The 19,463-nt window shown below is 67.7% G+C and carries 17 protein-coding genes, 2 pseudogenes and 1 CRISPR repeat array; of the genes and pseudogenes, 8 read left to right on the forward strand and 11 right to left on the reverse strand.

The annotated features are described in order from the left end of the window. The first annotated feature begins 223 nt into the window (after nt 1-223). Together OG519_RS29050 and OG519_RS29055 are read left to right on the forward strand one after the other, a co-directional pair. Nucleotides 224-676 (forward strand): hypothetical protein, encoded by a 453-nt coding sequence (locus OG519_RS29050; protein WP_405589972.1) that lies wholly within the window; start codon nt 224-226, stop codon nt 674-676. A 286-nt stretch (nt 677-962) separates the two neighbouring features. Next, entirely contained in the window at nt 963-2,183 is a 1,221-nt protein-coding gene (locus OG519_RS29055; protein WP_405589975.1) for a VanZ family protein, read from the forward strand. A 77-nt stretch (nt 2,184-2,260) separates the two neighbouring features. Here OG519_RS29055 and OG519_RS29060 read toward each other — a convergent pair whose 3' ends face one another. Next, nucleotides 2,261-3,799, reverse strand: coding sequence for an ISL3 family transposase (locus tag OG519_RS29060; RefSeq protein ID WP_405589977.1), 1,539 nt, complete (start codon nt 3,797-3,799; stop codon nt 2,261-2,263). Between the two features lie 527 nt (nt 3,800-4,326). Between OG519_RS29060 and OG519_RS29065 the strand changes: the two genes are divergently transcribed. Beyond that, entirely contained in the window at nt 4,327-4,776 is a 450-nt protein-coding gene (locus tag OG519_RS29065) for a hypothetical protein (RefSeq protein ID WP_405589980.1), read from the forward strand. A gap of 66 nt (nt 4,777-4,842) precedes the next feature. On the opposite strand, the gene OG519_RS29070 is transcribed toward OG519_RS29065, so the two are convergent. From OG519_RS29070 to OG519_RS29090, 5 genes are all read right to left on the reverse strand, one after another. Beyond that, nucleotides 4,843-5,004 carry a hypothetical protein gene (locus tag OG519_RS29070; RefSeq protein WP_405593213.1) on the reverse strand — a complete coding sequence of 54 codons (162 nt, stop codon included), beginning with the start codon at nt 5,002-5,004 and terminating at the stop codon, nt 4,843-4,845. Between the two features lie 426 nt (nt 5,005-5,430). Beyond that, a complete protein-coding gene (xerC, locus tag OG519_RS29075; protein WP_405589981.1) occupies nt 5,431-6,648 on the reverse strand; it encodes a tyrosine recombinase XerC in 1,218 nt (405 codons plus the stop codon). After that, nucleotides 6,648-6,935, reverse strand: a complete 288-nt coding sequence (locus OG519_RS29080; protein ID WP_405589984.1) for a helix-turn-helix transcriptional regulator — start codon at nt 6,933-6,935, stop codon at nt 6,648-6,650. The genes xerC and OG519_RS29080 overlap by 1 nt, the downstream gene beginning before the upstream one ends. 425 nt (nt 6,936-7,360) lie before the next feature. Then, complete coding sequence (locus tag OG519_RS29085; protein ID WP_405589987.1) at nt 7,361-8,509, reverse strand: hypothetical protein; 1,149 nt, start codon at nt 8,507-8,509, stop codon at nt 7,361-7,363. Between the two features lie 677 nt (nt 8,510-9,186). After that, a complete protein-coding gene (locus OG519_RS29090) occupies nt 9,187-10,725 on the reverse strand; it encodes an ISL3 family transposase (protein ID WP_405589990.1) in 1,539 nt (512 codons plus the stop codon). Between the two features lie 229 nt (nt 10,726-10,954). Here OG519_RS29090 and OG519_RS29095 point away from each other — a divergent pair, with 229 nt between their 5' ends. The 3 genes and pseudogenes from OG519_RS29095 (at nt 10,955) to cas2e (ending at nt 13,367) form a co-directional block, all read left to right on the forward strand. Then, nucleotides 10,955-12,436 carry an ISL3 family transposase gene (locus OG519_RS29095; RefSeq protein WP_405593101.1) on the forward strand — a complete coding sequence of 494 codons (1,482 nt, stop codon included), beginning with the start codon at nt 10,955-10,957 and terminating at the stop codon, nt 12,434-12,436. A 7-nt stretch (nt 12,437-12,443) separates the two neighbouring features. Beyond that, nucleotides 12,444-12,935 (forward strand): annotated as a pseudogene (locus OG519_RS29100) (CRISPR-associated endonuclease Cas1); the annotation flags it as partial. Nucleotides 12,936-12,983: 48 nt separating this feature from the next. Next, complete coding sequence (cas2e, locus tag OG519_RS29105) at nt 12,984-13,367, forward strand: type I-E CRISPR-associated endoribonuclease Cas2e (RefSeq protein WP_405589993.1); 384 nt, start codon at nt 12,984-12,986, stop codon at nt 13,365-13,367. A gap of 654 nt (nt 13,368-14,021) precedes the next feature. On the opposite strand, the gene OG519_RS29110 is transcribed toward cas2e, so the two are convergent. Continuing rightward, nucleotides 14,022-14,624: a hypothetical protein gene (locus OG519_RS29110; protein WP_405589996.1), complete on the reverse strand. Its 603-nt coding sequence runs from the start codon at nt 14,622-14,624 to the stop codon at nt 14,022-14,024. Nucleotides 14,625-14,782: 158 nt separating this feature from the next. Then, nucleotides 14,783-15,106, reverse strand: coding sequence for a PadR family transcriptional regulator (locus OG519_RS29115; protein ID WP_405589999.1), 324 nt, complete (start codon nt 15,104-15,106; stop codon nt 14,783-14,785). An 89-nt stretch (nt 15,107-15,195) separates the two neighbouring features. On the opposite strand from OG519_RS29115, the gene OG519_RS29120 reads away from it, so the two are divergent. After that, nucleotides 15,196-15,741, forward strand: a complete 546-nt coding sequence (locus OG519_RS29120; protein ID WP_405590001.1) for a hypothetical protein — start codon at nt 15,196-15,198, stop codon at nt 15,739-15,741. 66 nt (nt 15,742-15,807) lie between these two features. Continuing rightward, nucleotides 15,808-16,032, forward strand: a pseudogene (locus OG519_RS29125) (endonuclease domain-containing protein); the annotation flags it as partial. Between the two features lie 99 nt (nt 16,033-16,131). After that, nucleotides 16,132-16,468: direct repeats of the CRISPR family, unit length 29 nt; unit sequence CGGACCACCCCCGCTCGCGCGGGGAGAAC. A 25-nt stretch (nt 16,469-16,493) separates the two neighbouring features. On the opposite strand, the gene OG519_RS29130 reads toward OG519_RS29125, so the two are convergent. The 3 genes from OG519_RS29130 to OG519_RS29140 all read right to left on the reverse strand — a co-directional run bounded on the left by OG519_RS29130 (nt 16,494) and on the right by OG519_RS29140 (nt 19,320). Then, a complete protein-coding gene (locus OG519_RS29130) occupies nt 16,494-16,700 on the reverse strand; it encodes a hypothetical protein (protein ID WP_405590004.1) in 207 nt (68 codons plus the stop codon). Nucleotides 16,701-16,877: 177 nt separating this feature from the next. Then, entirely contained in the window at nt 16,878-17,363 is a 486-nt protein-coding gene (locus tag OG519_RS29135) for a hypothetical protein (RefSeq protein WP_405590007.1), read from the reverse strand. A 1,003-nt stretch (nt 17,364-18,366) separates the two neighbouring features. Continuing rightward, on the reverse strand, nt 18,367-19,320 hold the full coding sequence (locus OG519_RS29140) for a C45 family autoproteolytic acyltransferase/hydolase (protein ID WP_405590009.1): 954 nt from the start codon (nt 19,318-19,320) through the stop codon (nt 18,367-18,369). Nucleotides 19,321-19,463: the final 143 nt, after the last annotated feature.

Consider the following 19,463-nt stretch of genomic DNA (forward strand, 5'->3'; position numbering starts at 1 on the left):
CAGCTCACACGACCCATCGGACAGCCCCTAGACCACCATCATCACTCCAAGTGATGGGCTAAATGCGGACGGTTCGTCAGATTTCGACTCTGCAACCTCAGGTGATACTTAAATCGCTTTCAGTCACACCCGTTCATCCGTATGATCATAAGCGCCTCGAACGCCTGCTTCATTTTGGCTCGGGGCGACGCGGGGGGGGGGTCCGTGGAGGGGACATCCGATCATGCGTGTCACAGCACCCCGATCCGGTCGTCTGGCTATCGCTGCTGCGGCTGCCGTACTGGGGGTCGTTGCTAGTGCCGGCGTCGCAGACGCCCAGGAAGCCACCTCGCAGGGAACGCTTTCGCCGGCCACGGCGGGCTGCCCGAGCGACGGACAACTCGACACCAACTACGTGTGCACGTCGCTGTCGAGCGGCGGCCTGTTCCACCGCAAGTACACCAACGATGTGATCTCGACCTGGTACACCAAGACCAGCGGGTCGGCGATCACTCTCAAGCTGGGATTCACCGCCGGCGGAACAACCCGGTGGACCGGTTCGGTCACCGAGTCGTCGGGCCAGACCAAGACCGGGACCTGGACGGGAACCGGCGTCGCCTACTGCACTCTGACCGTCGGCATCATCTCCGTTTCGGGCCAGGGACAGTTCCAGACTCCGCAGGCCACCGGCTGCTGATAGTTCTCCCCCTGTGCCTGCTCCGGCGTCCCCTCCCCGGGGGCGCCGGAGCACGGCCGTCCCTTCCTCGTCCTCCTCTTCGATGGGAATCACGCGCTCGATGTTCTCCGGGATCACCAGTGGACTGTACGGATCCGTCAGTACCGCAGTTGTCATGGCTCTTGCCGGAGCCGCCTTGTGTTTCGTTCTGGCTCGGCGGGCGGACGGACGTTCCTTCGAGTGGGCCGGGTTGGGCGCGTCACTGGGCGCGGAGGCCTCAGTCACGCTGCTCACGCCCGGCGGAGGGGTGCTCACTCGCAGGTGCGTCGTCAACCACGACCTGATGCAGCCCTTCCACACCAACCAGGGTCTCCTCAACCTCGTCCTGTTCGTTCCCGTCGGCCTGTTCGCCGCTCTCGCGCTGCGCGCGCTCGCGCCGGTCCTGGGGCTCACGATCCTGCTGCCGGTGGTCACCGAGCTGACGCAGTCCCTCGTCCCGGCGGTCGGCCGGCTGTGCGACACCAGCGACGTGGAGATGAACGCCCTCGGCGGTCTGGCGGGAGCGGCAATCGGATGGCTGCTTCTGCGTCTCACCCGACGACCCCTCCCCGATGCGGGAGCCGGAGCGCGGCGCACCGCCCAGGTCTCCGGAGTGGTACTCGCGGTCGTGGCCGTACTGTGGGCGAGCCTGATCACGCAGATCCCGGTCGACGCCACCAGCCTGCAACTGGCGAGCGGCAAGGAGAAGGCGGCTGCGGAAAAGGCGATCCACGAAGCCTTCGGCAACCGGTACACCATCGTCAACGTGCAGGTACAGCCGGGGTCCAACGGCGCCCCCACCCAACTGCTCATTACTCTCAAAGACGGCTTTGCCACGCTCAGCTGGCCCGACACCACCCAACTCCTCGCGAGCCTCGAATCCTCCACCACCGTCACGCAGGCCAGTTTCCCCGTCACGGGCTTCACTTCCGCGCCCCGCCGTCCGCAGGACGCCCTGCCCATCGCCTCCCGGTACGCCCGCGACCATTTCCCCTGGGGGCTGAAGAACGCGCAACCGCGTACCTACCCGGTCGGTGACAGTGCGCAGTTCGGCTGGGTGGTCAGCTGGCGGCGCCGGGACGCCAACGGCGTCCTCATGCCGATGCGGCTCGACGTGCAGATCGACACCGGCGGGCGCGTCTCGCAACTCCTCGTCCGCCACGTCGATGATCCAACATCGCTCCCACCCATCAAGGTGAGCAACGCGAAGGCCGCCGCCACCGCCTTGGCCACAGCGGAAAAGACGCTTCCCGGCGGTACCCACGCCAGCGTGGCGGACAGCGAGCTGCTCGCGGTCCAACGCGGCGACCAATGGCGGGTCCAGTGGCTGTTCGCCATCAAGCCAGCCACAGCACAGGTCTACGTCGACGCCACTACCGGCCTTGTCGTGGCCAGCGCCACGGAGCAGCAGTCCGTCCGCGACCCCGGCTCCATGACCAACCCCGACCAGGGCAACGTCTCCGACGGGCCCCCGCCGGACCAGCCCTGAGCGGCACCAACCCCACCTCGGCCGGGTGTGTCCAGTTAACGGATCTGGCTCACTTTCCGTGGTGGCGGAGGGTTACGTCATCCCAGCAGGATGCGGTGGCGGAGGAGCGGGAAGCCTGCCCGGCCGTACATTTGACGCTTGATCAGCTTGGTTTTGTTGTTGACGCCTTCGGTGCCACCGTTGTGGTAGGGGAGGGTAAGAGCGGCGATGACGGCGTCGTGGTCACGGTCCAGGCCCCGGGTGAAGGCGTGAAGGTGGGGCAATTCCACTGTCCGGACCTGGGTGATCCAGTCCTCAAGGGCGCGGGCATTTCGTTGGTCGGGTACCAGGAGCTGGGCGAAGGCCCGGATATGGGACGCCAGCCGGGTCATCTCGCGGCAGGCGGCAGTGAGCTGGTCGAGGAGTTCGCGATGTCCGGCGGCCAGGTCGTCGGGCCGGGTGAGGAGCATCCTGGCGAGTCTGCGCGGGGAGATGTGGCTGCGGTCGGCGTCCGCGCGGCCCTGGTTGATGTATTTGTGCAGGAGGTTGAGGCAGCCGGTGAAGCCGAGGGTCTTGATCTCTTCGAAGAGGTGGAGGACGGGGACGCCGGGGTCCTCGGCCCGGCGTTGGCGGAGATGTTCGCGGTAGGGGTCGACGAGGCTGGAGCGGTACTTGGGGACGCGGAGCATGCGTTCGGGCTGGTCAGCCCGGGCATAGCGCTTGACGGTGTTCAGTGCCAGTTGCAGACGACGGGCGCATTCCAGCAGGCCCACACCCTTGTCAAGCAGGTCGTGGACCTGGTGCCAGCGCTCGAGGGTGGATTGGGCACGGGGCCCGTCGTGGAGGGGCGCGTTCAGCACGGTGGCCCAGCAGGTGCTGTGTGCCCTGACTTCGCTCAGGGCGGCTTCGCACAGGTTGTGCCACAGATGCCAGCGGTCGGCGACCTGCACAGCATCGGGCAGCGCACGACGGATAGCCTCGGCATAGACGGCCGGCCCGTCGCGGCACACGACCTGGATACCCGGATATTGACGCAGCCAGGCTTCCAGGGTGGTGGCCTCACGATCGGGCAGCACCTCGATGCGGTCCCGGGTGCGTGCATCGATCACGATCGTGCCGTAGCGATGGCGGCGGCGCAGGGCGAAGTCGTCCACACCCACCACCTTTGGCACCTGCCGGGCCGGTGAGGGGACACGCACCAGGATGCGCAGTGCTGTGTGCCGCGACAACTCCGCAGCCGGCACGGGCAGCACCCGCACCGCGGCTCTGCCGGCCAACTCCTTGACCAGAACGCTGATCTGCCTGGTCAGACGCAGCGTGCGCCGCTGGTAAGGCTCCAGCAGACCGGGCAACTGCTCGTGGAACGTCCGCCGTGGGCACCGCGGGGACGCACAGAGCAAACGGCGCACCCGGACCTCCAGGACTACGCGCCGCGCGTCGACCGGAACGTCGGCCAGGCGCCGCATGTAGTAGCCGTGAACCCTTGCTGTCAGCAGACCACACCCCGGACACGCCACCGGCCGATCAGGCGTGCAGGCCCGCACCACGATGTCGCCGCCCCGGTCTGCGACATCCCCGACAACCAGCGGGGACAGCCCGGAAAAGACTGTCCTGACAAGGAAGTTGATGTTGAGCACAGCCATGCATCATGCCGGTCACCCTCCGCCACCACGAAAAGTGAGCCAGATCCGTTTATTAGACACTCCCACCTCAATGGGCAGTGGCCGTTCCGAAAGCTCTGGCACGCGGTACGCCACCCCGTGCACAAGTTCGAGGCGAAAGCTCTGGGCTGGACGTCAGCCGCGCTCAGCAGGAAGTTGGGATATCACTGCTCTCGTAGATATGGGATGAGGGTCTGCCATGGCGGCGTACTGCTTCACGCACGCGGCGGAACCACCATCGGCACGACATATTTCACCGGTGGAGCCCCGTACACCGTGACGCGAGCTCGGATCAGACACGAATCGAAACACCGCGCGCAATGGGAGCGTCACGGACTTATCTTCGGCTGGATGTATGCTCGCGCTGGAAGCAACCCCTGCCGGAATCGGTGGGAACGAGGCGCGGGACTGCGAGATGGTGGGTATCGTTGCTGAAACACAACCACATAGCCTCGGCGGCAGCGTGTGCAGTGGGTCTCGCGCTTGTGACGACTGGATGCGCCGTGGCGCCGACGGACCCTCAACCGTTCTACTTCGGTGCGCGTGAATCAAAGGGAGCCATTGAGATAAAGATTCCCCTGTGCCCCCAGGAACGAGTGCTGCGCGTCTCGGTCATCGATGCTGATGCGACGGAGGATGCATCGCCTCCCGTCATCTGGTCTGCCACCGCTCCGAAGAGCAATGTAGCTGCCCGAGGCGTCTTCGACCTCTGGTCCGGGAAGGGCTTCCTGCGCAGCTCCAATCCACCGGCGCCTGACGCGACTCCGGAACGGATCGAAGTCGACTACTCACCCGTTGAAGGGGATGGAACAGGTGATGTCTTCGACCTCGGGGAGGTCCGCAAAGCACGGCTCGCGGCCGACCAGTACTGGACCTATCGAGGCCCTCGCACGGCAGATCAGATCGACGCTCAGCTGAAATGCTCCAGGGAAGAGTCCGATGCGGGAAGCTGAGTTAGGCTCGTAACATCTGGCACAACCCCGACGGCCCGCCTCCATGCCAGGAGGCGGGCCGTCAGTTCAATAGACATGGGGCGAAGGTATCGCTGAGGAACGTCTATGGCGCGTGCGGACGTTGTGGGCGACGTTGCGCGGGATCTCCTCCTCGTGGATGGCGTGCTCCAGGGCTGACTTGAGCACGGAGTGCACATAGACCAGCCGTTGGGTGGGGCACAGGTTCATAGGAGTTCGTGCCTTGCTCGGGCTCTAAGCTGGGGCGAGGGAGCGTGTTCCGGCCTGCGCGCCTCTCACAGGGCTCTCACGGACTGGGTGTCACGAGGCGGCAGTAGGTTGCATACGGGGCGGATGTAACAGGCCCTGACCTGGGCACGTTGGACTACGTGTCACCTGCTGTCATCCCTTGTCGAACGCTGGGGGTCAAGGGGTCGCAGGTTCAAATCCTGTCGTCCCGACGGTGCTGAAGGGCCCGCTGGACTGGCATATGGCCAGGTCAGCGGGCTCTTCGCCGTTTCCCGGCAACGGTTTTCACCTGACGATCCGTCAGCCCCTGGGGACCGTTTGGGGACCGGGGCTGAAGGAAACGTGCAGATCAGGATCTGTTTTCCCGGGGACCGGGAGTTTTTGTTCCGTCCTGTGGTTGTCGGGTTCCTACAGGGCGGTGAGGGTTGCGGCGAGGCCGGGGGTGGGCTGTGGGGCCTGGGTGAGGTGGGCGGTGAGGGAGTGGCCGGCGCGGATGACGGCCTGCAGGTCGGGGTGGAGGTAGCGCTGGGTGGTCTGCAGGGAGCCATGTCCGGCGATCAGGCGCAGGACGTGCAGGGGGACGCCGGCGTCGGCCATCCATGTCAGGCCGGTGTGGCGCAGGTCGTGGCGGCGCAGGTGGTGGTAGCCGAGCGAGCGGATGACGTCGTCCCAGTGGGTGGCATCGCGCAGGACGGCGGTCGTGATGCGGCCCCCGAGGGGTCCGGTGAACAGCCGGGCGTCGGGCTCGCCGCCGAGGGCGAGCAGGCGCTGGGCGAGCATCGGGCGGACTTCTTCGATGAGGGGCACGCGGCGGGCGATCTTGCCTTTGGTGTTCTTGTCGGTGAGGCCGCCGGGGGAGGGGGTGGTCTGGCGCCGCACCGTCCAGATCCAGTTCGTGCGGTCGAGGTCTTTGACGCGCACGCCGGAGACTTCGCCGATGCGGGCGGCGGTGCAGGCGGCGAAGGTGACCGCCTCGCCCCAGCCGGGGTAGTGGCCGTGGGAGCGTGCGACCAGTGCGGCGGACAGGTCCTGCAGCGCGGCCCAGTCCCGCAGGGCCAGGGAGCGGGGGTCGTCGAGTTCGTCCTCGGCGAGCTTGTACTGCTTCTGCCAGCCGCTGATCCGGGCCGGGTTGGTGGTGATCAGCCCGTCGCGCACGGCCTGCTCCATGACGCGCACCAGGACGGCCAGGGTGTTCTTGACGGTGGAGCGGCCTTCGCCGTCGGCGATCCACGCGTAGGCGGTGCGGTCGACGGCGCCGTTGGTGACCATCGTGACGGGCAGATGCCCGAGCGCGGGCACCACCCGCAGCCGCCACCCGGCCAGATACGGGTCGGTGGTCTTTGGCTCCAGACCGCGCAGCGCCAGCTCCATGTGGGCGTTGCCGTAGGCGGCCAGGCTCTGCGTGGAGGCGGCAGGGTCGATGCCGCGGGCCGCGGAGGCGCGCAGGGAGTCGATCCACTCCTGCGCGGACTCCTGCGTCGGGTGGGACTGGGACAGCGAGCGGCGCTCATGGTCGTGCGGGTCGGTCCACCGGACCCGGGCCTTGTAGGGCAGGGGGCGGCCGGGGCGGTGCTCGATGTCCTCCCGCAGCGTTACGGCGAGGGGGAGTTGGTGGATGTAGGGCATCAGGCGGCCACCTGCTCCGTGTCGGTGCGGCGCTGCTCCAGCCAGTGCTGGAGGTCTGTGGCGTCGTAGAGGACCTTGCGCTGCGACAGCCGCACGAAGGGCGGGCCCTGCGGCGGCTGCTGGGAGCGCCAGCGGCGGACGGAGGAGGGGTCCACCCGAAGGAGCCGGGCGATTTCCTGCGTGGTCAGCATTTCCGTCGGCGCGTGGCCAGGCGGGTATTCATCGGGTACGGCGCCGGATTCCCGGGTTCTCTGCCGGGCGGGCAGCGGCGCGTTGCTCAGCGACATGCACATCCTGAGTTCGATTGACGGAGGGACGGCTGAATCGGCGGATTCTCGGTCCTGCGGGGCTCGGCACAACAATGGACGAAAAGCACGCGAAGTCCAGCTGGTGGGCTGGCAGTTCTCCACCGGAGAACACGGCCCGTCGGCTGCGGCTGATGCTTCCAGTCTCTTCGGAAACGCCGGTTTGCCTGACGGTGATTTCCGTGTTATCGAGCAGCACAGGGAAAAGTCGCGGTTGCGGGCGTTCCGATTGGCAGCGGCGAATATTCCGGAACTCCGGGCAGGGTCAGCGGGGGAATCCGGCGGAATTGAGCGGCCTGCAGCAGCCCTTGATGGCTGGCCGGGAATCACCGGGGTGTCCCCCCGGCACGGACGAGATTTCCGGCCGGCGGGCAGCTGAGCGCTCCGCCCCTCGGTGGGGCGGCAGTTCAGATGAGCCGGCTGTGGCGGCGTTCTGCTAGGACGCGCACCTGCTGGGCGAAGCGTGCGCGGCTGCGGTTGTGGTGCCCTTCGGCTTCCTCGTCGTCCCAGTCTTCCGCGTCGCCGGTGGCGGCCTCCGCGTCGTCTTCGGCGTACTCGTTGTACAGGAGCCAGCAGCCGTGGATGCCCGTGATGAGGTCTTCGAGGAGATCACGGGCCGGGCGCCGGGGATCGAGTGGAGTCAGACGCAAGGCGACACCGTCGAGGTCGGGGTCCTCGTCGCCGGTGTACTGGGCGACGGTTTCCTCCAGATCCTCGAGCTCGTCACGAAGTGCCGTGGGGTCGGACAGAAGGCCGTCGGCGACGTGCAGTGCGTGGCGGACCAGGCCGGTGACCGCTTCGCGCGGGCTGACACCGCCGTCAATGAGACCGAGGACAACCGTGGGTGTCGCGTGGGGGAGCGCTTCGATGTTGTCGGCTTCGACGACCACCTGAGTGGGGTCCTGCCCGCTGGCATCGGCGGCGACCTGTGCTGCCGCGTCGAGCCAGTGAGCGGCAGCAACGGCGGCCGCGGTGGGGTCGACTAGGGTGAACAGCTCCCCGGGGCCGAGCGGGTCGTCGCGCAGGAGTTCGTCGGCAGCCGCGACCTGGACGGGCGAGGCATCCTCCCGGCTGAGCAGAACAGCCTGCTGAGCCCGCCCGCTGAGATCACCGAGCTCAGCGCTCTCCACGGCAGCCAGCTCCACGGCGACCTCGGCGGCAACCGCCTTCGCAAGGTCCGGCGCACCGAGCTGGTGCAGGGCGCGGCCCAGACGGTGAGCCGATTCAAGGAGACGACTGTAGGAGACGATGAGCCCGCCACCGCTCGGCAGGTTCGGCTGGACGAGCGCATCGGCGACCGCACCGAACTGCTTGCGCTCCTCCTCGCGCCGCCACCCCTCACTGTTGGGCTCAAGGGAGGACCCGGCCGCGCTCGCAGGGTGGGTATAGGTGCGCCAGGCGGCACTGGAGAGCTCGGTCAAGGCACGGGCGATGCCGAGGAGTTCGCCGGTGTCGGCGGAGCCCAACGCCGCGACGAGGACGGCGAGGTCCCCTTCACCGGTGGACCAGACCGCCAGCAGCTCCTTCCGGTCGGGTACGACACAGTAGCGGGTCATGTGCGGCTGTCCTCCGGGAGCTACGGTTCCAAGCTTCGCAGCAGAGCTTAGAAGCAAGGGCACCCCCGGCACCGGCACTTCCATAGGCACGGTGCAACAGCAGCCACTCGATCACGTAGCAGCAATCGAGACCTACTGGAGGCCCTGGCGTCCACTGCGCCACGCGGCATCAGGGAGACACATGTCGGCCTCAACAGGGACCAAGCGCTTAGAAGACACCCGGCGTGTCCCATCCTCTATGGCTCTGACCTGCGCTAATGCACTGCCCCGCGTTATTCCTTGGCCGCCCATGGGACGTATTTGGGACGGCCCAGCATCCGACCGCCTGAGACGGGCCGTCAGTCGCTGGAAGAAGAGAAACGGCTCCGGAGGCCGGGGCTTTACAGAAAGTCACCGCAGGTCAGCGCGTTATCTGACGGGCCGTCAACCGCCGCGTCCCACAAATAGCCCACGCCGCGTAAATGTTCCTGTATCAGTGCTTTTGTCACTGTTCTCCGATTCGGATTGCCTGTCGTCGCCGTCACCGTGCCTGGTCGTGCTTGACGACCCGTCGACAGTCCGCAATAGAGAACCATCTCGGCCTCGCTCTGTGGCGGTGTTCGGATGCCGTGTCACCCGTTCGAGGGAGTGTCTAATAAACGGATCTGGCTCACTTTCCGTGGTGGCGGAGGGTTACGTCATCCCAGCAGGATGCGGTGGCGGAGGAGCGGGAAGCCTGCCCGGCCGTACATTTGACGCTTGATCAGCTTGGTTTTGTTGTTGACGCCTTCGGTGCCACCGTTGTGGTAAGGGAGGGTAAGAGCGGCGATGACGGCGTCGTGGTCACGGTCCAGGCCCCGGGTGAAGGCGTGAAGGTGGGGCAATTCCACTGTCCGGACCTGGGTGATCCAGTCCTCAAGGGCGCGGGCATTTCGTTGGTCGGGTACCAGGAGCTGGGCGAAGGCCCGGATATGGGACGCCAGCCGGGTCATCTCGCGGCAGGCGGCAGTGAGCTGGTCGAGGAGTTCGCGATGTCCGGCGGCCAGGTCGTCGGGCCGGGTGAGGAGCATCCTGGCGAGTCTGCGCGGGGAGATGTGGCTGCGGTCGGCGTCCGCGCGGCCCTGGTTGATGTATTTGTGCAGGAGGTTGAGGCAGCCGGTGAAGCCGAGGGTCTTGATCTCTTCGAAGAGGTGGAGGACGGGGACGCCGGGGTCCTCGGCCCGGCGTTGGCGGAGATGTTCGCGGTAGGGGTCGACGAGGCTGGAGCGGTACTTGGGGACGCGGAGCATGCGTTCGGGCTGGTCAGCCCGGGCATAGCGCTTGACGGTGTTCAATGCCAGTTGCAGACGACGGGCACATTCCAGCAGGCCCACACCCTTGTCAAGCAGGTCGTGGACCTGGTGCCAGCGCTCGAGGGTGGATTGGGCACGGGGCCCGTCGTGGAGGGGCGCGTTCAGCACGGTGGCCCAGCAGGTGCTGTGTGCCCTGACTTCGCTCAGGGCGGCTTCGCACAGGTTGTGCCACAGATGCCAGCGGTCGGCGACCTGCACAGCATCGGGCAGCGCACGACGGATAGCCTCGGCATAGACGGCCGGCCCGTCGCGGCACACGACCTGGATACCCGGATATTGACGCAGCCAGGCTTCCAGGGTGGTGGCCTCACGATCGGGCAGCACCTCGATGCGGTCCCGGGTGCGTGCATCGATCACGATCGTGCCGTAGCGATGGCGGCGGCGCAGGGCGAAGTCGTCCACCCCCACCACCTTTGGCACCTGCCGGGCCGGTGAGGGGACACGCACCAGGATGCGCAGTGCTGTGTGCCGCGACAACTCCGCAGCCGGCACGGGCAGCACCCGCACCGCGGCTCTGCCGGCCAACTCCTTGACCAGAACGCTGATCTGCCTGGTCAGACGCAGCGTGCGCCGCTGGTAAGGCTCCAGCAGACCGGGCAACCGCTCGTGGAACGTCCGCCGTGGGCACCGCGGGGACGCACAGAGCAAACGGCGCACCCGGACCTCCAGGACTACGCGCCGCGCGTCGACCGGAACGTCGGCCAGGCGCCGCATGTAGTAGCCGTGAACCCTTGCTGTCAGCAGACCACACCCCGGACACGCCACCGGCCGATCAGGCGTGCAGGCCCGCACCACGATGTCGCCGCCCCGGTCTGCGACATCCCCGACAACCAGCGGGGACAGCCCGGAAAAGACTGTCCTGACAAGGAAGTTGATGTTGAGCACAGCCATGCATCATGCCGGTCACCCTCCGCCACCACGAAAAGTGAGCCAGATCCCAATGAGGCTCTGTCGCCGATCTTGTGATCCGGACGCAGCGACGGCGTCTGCGCGACTTCTGTGATCATGATCGCTGTGTACTCCTGGTGTCGTTGAGGTCCTCTTCCCGCACCTGTCGGGGCTGGTGATTGAGCAGATTGAACGGTCGGAGGGGAGGGTGGTGCTCGCCGCGCGGGTGCGTGCGGGTTCGGCGTGCTGCCGTTGGTGCGGGAGCCTGTCGCAGGTAGTGCATGGCCGTTACGGGCGGTGTCTGGCCGATATGGCGGTCGGGGGTGCGCGGGTGGTCATCGAGTTGCTGGTCCGCCGGTTCCGCTGCTCGAACGGCGGCTGCCCGGCGATCACCTTCGCCGAGCAGGTTCCCGGATTGACCCGGCCGCACAGCCGGTGCACGCCGATGCTGGAGGAGATGCTGACCGCGATCGGGCTGGCGCTGGCCGGCCGGGCCGGGGCTCGGATGGCCTCATCCCTGGGGGTGCCGGTGGGTCGGGACACGCTGCTGCGGCGCGTGCGCGCGATCCCAGAAGTGCGGCTGGAAACGGTGCGGGTGCTGGGAGTTGATGACTTCGCCACCAGGCGCGGGCACCGCTACGGCACGGTGTTGGTGAATATGGAGACCCGCCGGCCGGTGGATGTGATCGATGGGCGCGACGGTGAGGCGTTCGCGGCCTGGCTGCGCGAGCATCCTGGGGTGGAGGTCATCTGTCGCGACCGCGCCAGCGGGTACGGTGACGGCGCCCGGCGGGGGGCACCGAAGGCAGACCAGGTCGCCGACCGGTTCCACCTGTGGCAGAACCTCGGCCAGGTCGTCGAAAAGATCCTCAACGCGCACCGCGCTTCCCTGGCCGAACCCGTGCCGCAAGCCCCGGCGTCGACGCAGTCGCCGCCGGTCTTGCAGTCTCTGCCGGAGAAGAAGATCGTGGCCCGGATGCGCCACAACTACGCGGCGGTGCGGGATCTTCGTGTCCGGGGCGAGTCCTATGCGGCGATCGGCCGCAGCCTGGGCATGCATCCGGCGACCGTGCGGAAGCTGGCTCAGGCCCGGTCGGCGGACGACCTGATCGCCAAGACCGAGCAACGGGTCCACATCGTCGATGCCCACACCGAGTACCTGCACCGCCGCTGGAACGAGGGCATACGCAACGCCACACAGCTGTTCCGCGAGATCACCGAACGCGGTTACCGGGGTGGAGAGTTAGCCGTGCAACGGCACCTGCGGCGCTTTCGCGACGGTCTGGGGCAGATCCCGCGCAGCGGACCCAAGCCCCCGTCTGTCCGCGAGGTCACCGGATGGATCATGACGCACCCCGAACGCCTCAGCACCGGCAAGGCAGTCACCTTGAAGGACATCCTCGCCCGCGATCCCGAACTCGGACGGCTGACCGGCCACGTCCGCTCTTTCGCCACGATGATGACCCACCTTCAGGGCCACCGCCTGGAGGAATGGATCACCGGCGTCGAAGCCGACACCCTGCCGGTCCTGGCATCCTTCGCCCGCAACCTGCGCCGCGACCTCGACGCCGTCCGCAACGGCCTGACCTTGACTTGGAGCTCCGGACCGGTCGAGGGCAACGTCAACCGCATCAAAATGCTCAAACGGCAGATGTTCGGCCGCGCCAACCTCGACCTCCTGCGCAAACGCGTCCTCCTCGCCCGCTGAACCATCCAGACTTCTCGCGCAGCAGCACCGCATAGGCCGCTTCCGCCGCGCCTACGACCCTGACGCGTGGGACATCCAGGACCCCGTCAACCTCGCCCTGTCCTCCGCCAGCACCTGCCTGTACGGGATCGTTCACTCCGCCCTCGTCGCCCTCGGCTGCTCACCCGCTCTCGGCTTCGTCCACCAGGGCACCCAACTCGCCTTCGTCTACGACATCGCCGACCTCTACGAAGCCGAACTCACCGTCCCCCTCGCCTTCTCCCTCCACGCCTCCACCAATCCCGAGGCCGCGGCACGTCGAAGCTTCCGCGAGCAGTTACGCCTCTACAGGCTCCTGCCCCGCATTGTCGCCGACGTCCAGGCCCTCCTCGCCCCCGACGAAGCCGAGCCCATCGGCGACGGCCACGCCGTGGACATGGTCAACCTCTGGGACCCGGAGGCCGGTTCCGTGCCCGCCGGCGTCAACTACGCCCCGCAGGAGGTGCCCGATGGGCTATGACCGAGCCCCGCACGCGTGCTGCGCGGCGACCGGAATGGCTGGGTGGCCATGCCGACGATGACCGTCCTGGCGACCACCGCCGTTCCCGACCACGTCCGTGGCGCCCTCACCCGCTGGATGATCGAACCCACTCCCGGCCTGTACGTCGGCACCCTCTCCGCCCGCGTCCGCACCGAACTCTGGGCGGTCGTCTCTGCCTCCATCGGCTCGGGAGCCGCCGTGCTCCTCCACCCCGAAGCCAACGAGCAGGGTTTCACCCTCCACACCGCCGGCGACCGCCGCCGCATCCCCCTCGACTTCGACGGCCTCACCCTCATCGCCTTTCGCCCCCAGGACGAAGAGCTTGCGGCTACGGCCGAAACCGTGCCCGGCGACCCACTCCATAGCCCCGAGCAGCCACCGACAAACACCGGACCGAGTAGGGTGCCGTGATTGGCCTCCTGCGGATAACCGCGTCAGGGCAGCCCCTTCGCCCTCAGATGGATCTTAGAGCGGCTGCCTCACTTGGAATCGCGCCTTGACTTATCCAGGACTCGGCGGCTTCAGACATGCGCCCGCGCGCCGGGGAACGTCACGTTGACACCGTGAGGAAGCGGGAGTCCGGGGCACCCCCGCTCGCGCGGGGAGAACGTGACGCCGAACCTGAACTCGACCCACCCGAACTGGGCCACCCCTGCTCGCGCGGGGAGAACTCTGGGCATGCGTGAGTACGGCCATGGTGATCCGGACCACCCCCGCTCGCGCGGGGAGAACTACCGGGTCCTGGACCGCGAGGGGAACACCAGCGGACCACCCCCGCTCGCGCGGGGAGAACGCTTCTGGCCGCATGGTGGCAGGCCGATGACGAGGCCCACCCCCGCTCCCGCGGGGCGAGCCAGCCCTACCGCGCACCGCTCCGCCGCTCGTCCGGGCCACCCCCGCTCGCGCGGGGAGAATTCCGAAGGGGACGGGATCCGGTACGTGCGGACCGGACCACCCCCGCTCGCGCGGGGAGAACCGGCGCCTGGCGGCGCCCTTCCGCGCGGGTGTCGGACCGCCTCCGCTCGCGCAGGGAGAACCAGGGGGCGGAGGTGGTGACGCATTCGATTAACTTTCGCCGCCGGTGCGACGCCGCCGCTCCGCCAGTTCGATACCGCGGATCCGCCGCAGCCACCGCGCCATTGCGAACAGACCACCCCCCAGGCCGGCGCACGACTGCCAATCCGCAGTGAGCAGGGCGTGGACGCCGTCCGTTATGGCGAAGTAGATCGCCAGGGCGCCGGCGAGCGCTGTGATCAGCGTGTTGGTGCGCTCTTCGCGGGACAGCAGCCAGTCCACACGCCGCCATACCGGGCGCGTCACGTCAGCAGCCCGCATCCGGAACGCGGCGATCAGGAAACCCACCGCCATGTGACGACGCTGCCGCTCGGTCAACGCGCAGCCGGAAGCCGGATCCCCAGCAAGATCAGCCAGCCACGGTCCACGAAGGTTCCTGCCCTCACCGGCGACCGCGGCAGCGACCGAGACGAGGCGCGACAGACGAAGGCGCCCGGCCTGTCGATCAGCGAGACGCGTCCTGCGAACCCCTCGGATCACCGCGCACACAAGACCCGTGAGGACCGCCGTAAGGATCATCCCCCCGTAGGCCGCATTGACGCTGCTCGCGAAATCGCGTTCGACAGCCCACTCAATCGTGGACACCGCGAGCATGGGCGCGCCGTATAAAGCCGTCCGCGCCCCCTCACGGAGACGTTGACGCGCCGAGGGAAGCGTGTGGCAGGCCAATGACGATCCCAACAGGGCGGTGCAGACAAGGACGTAGAAGACCCCGTAGATGGACGCCGTGAACCTCAGAACGTGAACCACGATCACGGTTGGGCACCGCCTTGCACTGGAGCCCACATACGCATGCGGTTCCGGCGCGCGGACAGTGCGGCCTGAGCTGCCGCCCGGCCATTGCCGGTGAGTTCGTAATACCGGCGCGCCGGCCGACCAGGGTGAGGGCCGGTCTCCTCACAGCTCTCGACCCAGCCGACGCGCAACAGCCGGTCGAGGATGGGGTAGACGGTGCCGGACCCGAGGTCGGCGTCCTGGCAGATCGACAGGCCCCAGGCGGGGTTGTCGTCGGTCGCGGCCATGAGGACGTCAAGCACCGCGATCGTGGGCTTCGTCAGACGGATCGGTGCGGTCATGCACCCAGTAGAGCATGTGTCGAGTACGACAGTCGAGGGGTTTGGGTGAACCGGCCACGGTCAGCCAACTCGCGCGGCAGGATGACGCCGTGAGCGTCTTGGAATTCATCGCCTCGTTGAAGTGGCCCGTCGTCGTGCTGGTGCTGTTGGGCTATGGCAGCCGAACGATGAAGAAACACCCGAACCTGCGGAAGTGGATCGCGGCTTACGTTGAGAAGCGGGACGTGCGAGGGAAGATGGGGCCTGCCGAGTTCGAGGCCATAACGCCCGCCACCAGTGCGATCGTGCGGGCCGCGGTGGCCAGCGATGTCGAACTTGCAGCCATCGCCGGTGAACAGACGTCAACTCCCGACACTTCCGTCCTGCGCAGGGAAGTTGTCGAAGACCTGCTGCGCTCCTCTGCCCAGTGGGGCTACGAGATGGCGCAGATCGGGATGCGGACGCCCCCCAATCCGTACATCAGGTGGGGCAGCGACGGCCGTCCGGAGATTCTGTTCGGGGTGGGCACTCCTGCCATGGAGACAAGGATGGCCTCGGAGGCCGAGAAGCGAGCGGCTACGGAAGGGACCCTGCGCCCAGGATTGGGCGAAGCCGTCCGTCGCCATTACGAGAAGATCGAAGCGGAGGAGCTTTGAGGTGGCCGCGCGGGAGTTGCAACACTTTGAGTTGGCTGGTCATCACGCTCCGGCCTCCAGGTCTCGGTGATCGGCCCGACCCCCTGGCGGACCGCATACCGGCCCACGCACCGCTCTGGGGAGTCCGCCGCGACCTACCCGTGTGCGCTGGCCGGCTGGGGGCCGTACTGCACCACGGACTCCGATCCGCCGCCAGATGCCGTCAACATCATGGTCTGGGACCACTGCCACCGGCACGGCTACATCCGGGGGCCGCTCTGCGCCCGGCACAATGGGCGGATACGGCACTACGACAACAGCCGTGACAGGTACGTGCACGACCCGGACCTGATCGACTACGCGTGGCGTTGCGCCGAACGCCGTCAATTCTCTTCTGGCCGAGTTCAATACCGGACCACCCCCGCTCGCGCGGGGAGAACACGGCAGCGACCTGGACCAGTTCGGCGCGCAGCGGACCACCCCCGCTCGCGCGGGGAGAACGCGACCGCCGGGTGCGCCACCGTCCGAGTCGACGGACCACCCCCGCTCGCGCGCGGGGAGAACACCCCGCCGATCTCCCGGTAGCGCTCCAGCGCCGGACCACCCCCGCTCGCGCGGGGAGAACGCCTGCGCCCGCACGTGGACGCGGGTGCCGAGCGGACCACCCCCGCTCGCGCGGGGAGAACGCTGCGATGGGCGGTTGTCTCGCCTCCACCGACGGACCACCCCCGCTCGCGCGGGGAGAACCGCAGGGGCCGGGGAGTGCCGTTGGCTCAGGCCTTGTCGAGTCTCGCGGCGGCGGCCGGTGTCTGCACTTCGACGTTGAGCTTCTGGATTTTCCCGCCCCAGGAGATGCGGCCGCCCACAAGTTCGTCCCCGTTCGCGCCTGATCGCATCGCGTCCTGAACGAACGCGGCCACCTCGTCGAGCGTGAGCGTCTTTCCCTTGTCCGCCTTGTGTTCCACGGTCTTCTTCGCCATGCGGTCATCCTCCCAGTGATGGCGGGGGTTTGGACCCGTTGTCGCCCGTTGTGCCCGCGATCTGTCCCGTCACGGTCTCGTACCGCTCGACCCGGTGTCCGCAGGTGCATCCGGCGTCGTCACGGTGGTCGGTACGGGGCGCGCCACGGTCGGCGGCGTCGGCGCAGGGGGTGCAGATCACGGAATGGCCTCCCCGTGGCAGTCGCACCCGCATCCCGCCATGTCCTGCTTCCGCGTGATCCGACAGTCGCCGTGTTCCCGTGCCGCCCAGTCGCGGAGTTCGTCACCCCGGTCGGGGTGGACCTCGGCGGCCCGCCGGCAGACGTCGGCGGTTTCGCACGCGGTGGACAGGTAGGGCCGCATCTGCGGGGCGATGAGCCGGCGCAGCTCGGGTGGCAGCGCGTCGCGGTCGCTGCCGGGCGGGGGCGGCACGTAGGCGCCCCGGATGGCGGCGACCACCACGTCGGCGATGACCCAGACCGGCCCCGACAGGTCTGTGACGGTGCCGTTGGCATCGGCGTTGGCCACCTGGATCGGGTGCGCGCTCACACAGGTGGCGGACCACCCCCGCTCGCGCGGGGAGAACTCGGCGAGCAGCCATGCCGACCGGCCCGCCTGCGGACCACCCCCGCTCGCGCGGGGAGAACCGGGCAACCCACCCACGCCGCCACCACCCCGCCGGACCACCCCCGCTCGCGCGGGGAGAACACTTCACGACCTGCTGGTTTGGAGGGGCTTTGCCATTCCTTGGGGTGAGCGCCGCAGCATGGGACCAGTCTCGCAGAAGCGACTGGCCGAGCGTCTGAGTTCGTACACGCCGACTCTCTTTCCGCAGGTCATTGCGCCCGTGCGGGCCGGTCGCTGGGCAACTGCTGCTCCTTCACCGCATGAGTCTTCTTCGGCTGGCGCGCAGGATCCCCTCGCTGAGCTTGGCCGTCGGTGCCGTGCGCGGGGGTTTGCTCCGACTGCGTGTGGGCTGGCGAGCGATATGGACACCGGCGGTGCGGCTGAAAGTCGGCTATGGACAAGATTCTGGGCGGCCTGTCGGTATGCTCGGCAAGACCATCCGAGAGCAGTGTTGTCCAGTTCGGACAATGGCCTCGCTGCGGGCCTCCGAGGCGGATGCTGCCAGGCCAGTAGGTCGGCGGTGAGCCGCCAGGCGTTGTCCTCAGAGCCTCGCCGGTGGACAGCCGGTGGACAGACGCCTTTGGACGGTGCAGCACGGGTCGGTACAACTCAACTCGCTGTACCTGTTCTGATCAGGCAGAACATCACCAGTCGGCACGGTGCGGCACTACCCAGCACGAACACTTTCGGTCTTGTAAAGCGAAGGTCGTCGGTTCGGATCCGGCAGGAGGCTTTTGACGCTCACAGGGCGCATCCCCCTGTGAACCGGGGATTTTCGCCCTCGGTTCTGTTGGCGGCCGACTCCTGCACCCTGAGCGCATGAGCAATTGTCAATACCTGTGGATTGGTGCCCACGTAGCGAAAGACGCCTGGGGATGTATCGGGCGGGGCGCTCGTCCGACCAGTGGAGCGGTGCCGAGCCCCTGCCGGTTCACTGTGCGGCTATGGCAGGGCCAGTCGGGGGAGGGCCTGTCAGCGGGGGGTGAAAGCATGTTCCTGCAAGATCTTCGTGCAGGGGTGAGCGGGGTCGGAAAGCCTCTCAGCCGGCCAGGCCCAAGGTCACGGTGCGGGATCCGGGCGTGAAGTCGCCGAAGGACTGTTGCCAGGACTCACCGGGCCAGTAGTACGTCACACGGCCCTCGACGGGCCGGTAGCGGGCTGTGTAGAGCGTTCTCGACCCCTGCGCATCGACAGGTCGATACAGCGGCGGCTTCAGCATCGCCGCCACGTCCGTACCCGCGGCGCGTATAGCGCGCAGCCGCTCCTGCGTCCGCAAGGCCCGCTCCTGCTCGTCGGTCACGGGCAGGTGCTGGTGATTGGCGGCGCAGGCATCCGGCGCCACCGTCGGCGACATATCCGGCCCCACGAACACCGTCACCGCCTTCCTGGGATCGACAAGGGTGAGGTTCTGTGGGACGGCGACCGGCAGGGACCGCAGCCTGCCGACCGCCTCATCGACGGTGTCGCACGTCTCCAGCAGGTAGCGCACCACGATGAGGATGGAAAATCCTGGTCCGTAGGCGGAGCGTCCGCCCCACGTGAGCGAGACCGCGAGACCGGCATCGTTCATCCCGTCCAGCAAGCCCCACAGCATGTCCTGCATCCCGATCACGGGGCGCAGGAAGCGCGAGGAGACGATGGTCCCCTCGCACTGATCGGGCGGCAAGTCATAGTTGCGCAACAGGGTGCCGTTCCGGCCGATCTGGGTGCAGGACTGGGAGAACGGCCGCAATGCCGCATGGGTGAGCAGGGCTTCCGCCTCGGGCCGGTCGAGTTGGCCGGCCAGGCGGTCCAGAACCGGGACCAGTTCCGGCATGTGCGCACCGAACAGCGCCCGGACACGCTCCGCGCCCTCCGGAGTCCGGCCCTCCACGGTCAGCAGGCCCTCCATCTCCTGCCACAGGGCCCGGGCGTAGGCGGCCCACCGCCCGTCGCCGCCGTCGCCGACCTCGATCGCCTGGAAAGTCTTGTCCCGTTGCCGCACGGCTGCCACTCCCCCTGTGATACATCGGATGAGATGAGGGCAACCGAGGGCCTGTGTGGAGTTGTGATCAAGGCTGTGATCCGAGGTGTCGGATCCAGAGGAGGCCGGCGCATAATTCGAGTCCGGCCTGGTAGCTTTCAGGCTTTTTGTCG

It is taken from the genome of Streptomyces sp. NBC_01190 (assembly GCF_045039895.1).
Taxonomy (GTDB): domain Bacteria; phylum Actinomycetota; class Actinomycetes; order Streptomycetales; family Streptomycetaceae; genus Actinacidiphila.

Bases quoted from the DNA above. Each gene is read 5' to 3' on its own strand.
- OG519_RS29130 (WP_405590004.1), bottom strand. From the start codon at position 16,700: ATGGCGAAGAAGACCGTGGAACACAAGGCGGACAAGGGAAAGACGCTC.
- OG519_RS29050 (WP_405589972.1), top strand. From the start codon at position 224: ATGCGTGTCACAGCACCCCGATCCGGTCGTCTGGCTATCGCTGCTGCG.
- OG519_RS29115 (WP_405589999.1), bottom strand. From the start codon at position 15,106: ATGACCGCACCGATCCGTCTGACGAAGCCCACGATCGCGGTGCTTGAC.
- cas2e (WP_405589993.1), top strand. From the start codon at position 12,984: ATGCCGACGATGACCGTCCTGGCGACCACCGCCGTTCCCGACCACGTC.
- OG519_RS29085 (WP_405589987.1), bottom strand. From the start codon at position 8,509: ATGACCCGCTACTGTGTCGTACCCGACCGGAAGGAGCTGCTGGCGGTC.
- xerC (WP_405589981.1), bottom strand. From the start codon at position 6,648: ATGCCCTACATCCACCAACTCCCCCTCGCCGTAACGCTGCGGGAGGAC.
- OG519_RS29070 (WP_405593213.1), bottom strand. From the start codon at position 5,004: ATGAACCTGTGCCCCACCCAACGGCTGGTCTATGTGCACTCCGTGCTC.
- OG519_RS29110 (WP_405589996.1), bottom strand. From the start codon at position 14,624: ATGCTCGCGGTGTCCACGATTGAGTGGGCTGTCGAACGCGATTTCGCG.
- OG519_RS29080 (WP_405589984.1), bottom strand. From the start codon at position 6,935: ATGTCGCTGAGCAACGCGCCGCTGCCCGCCCGGCAGAGAACCCGGGAA.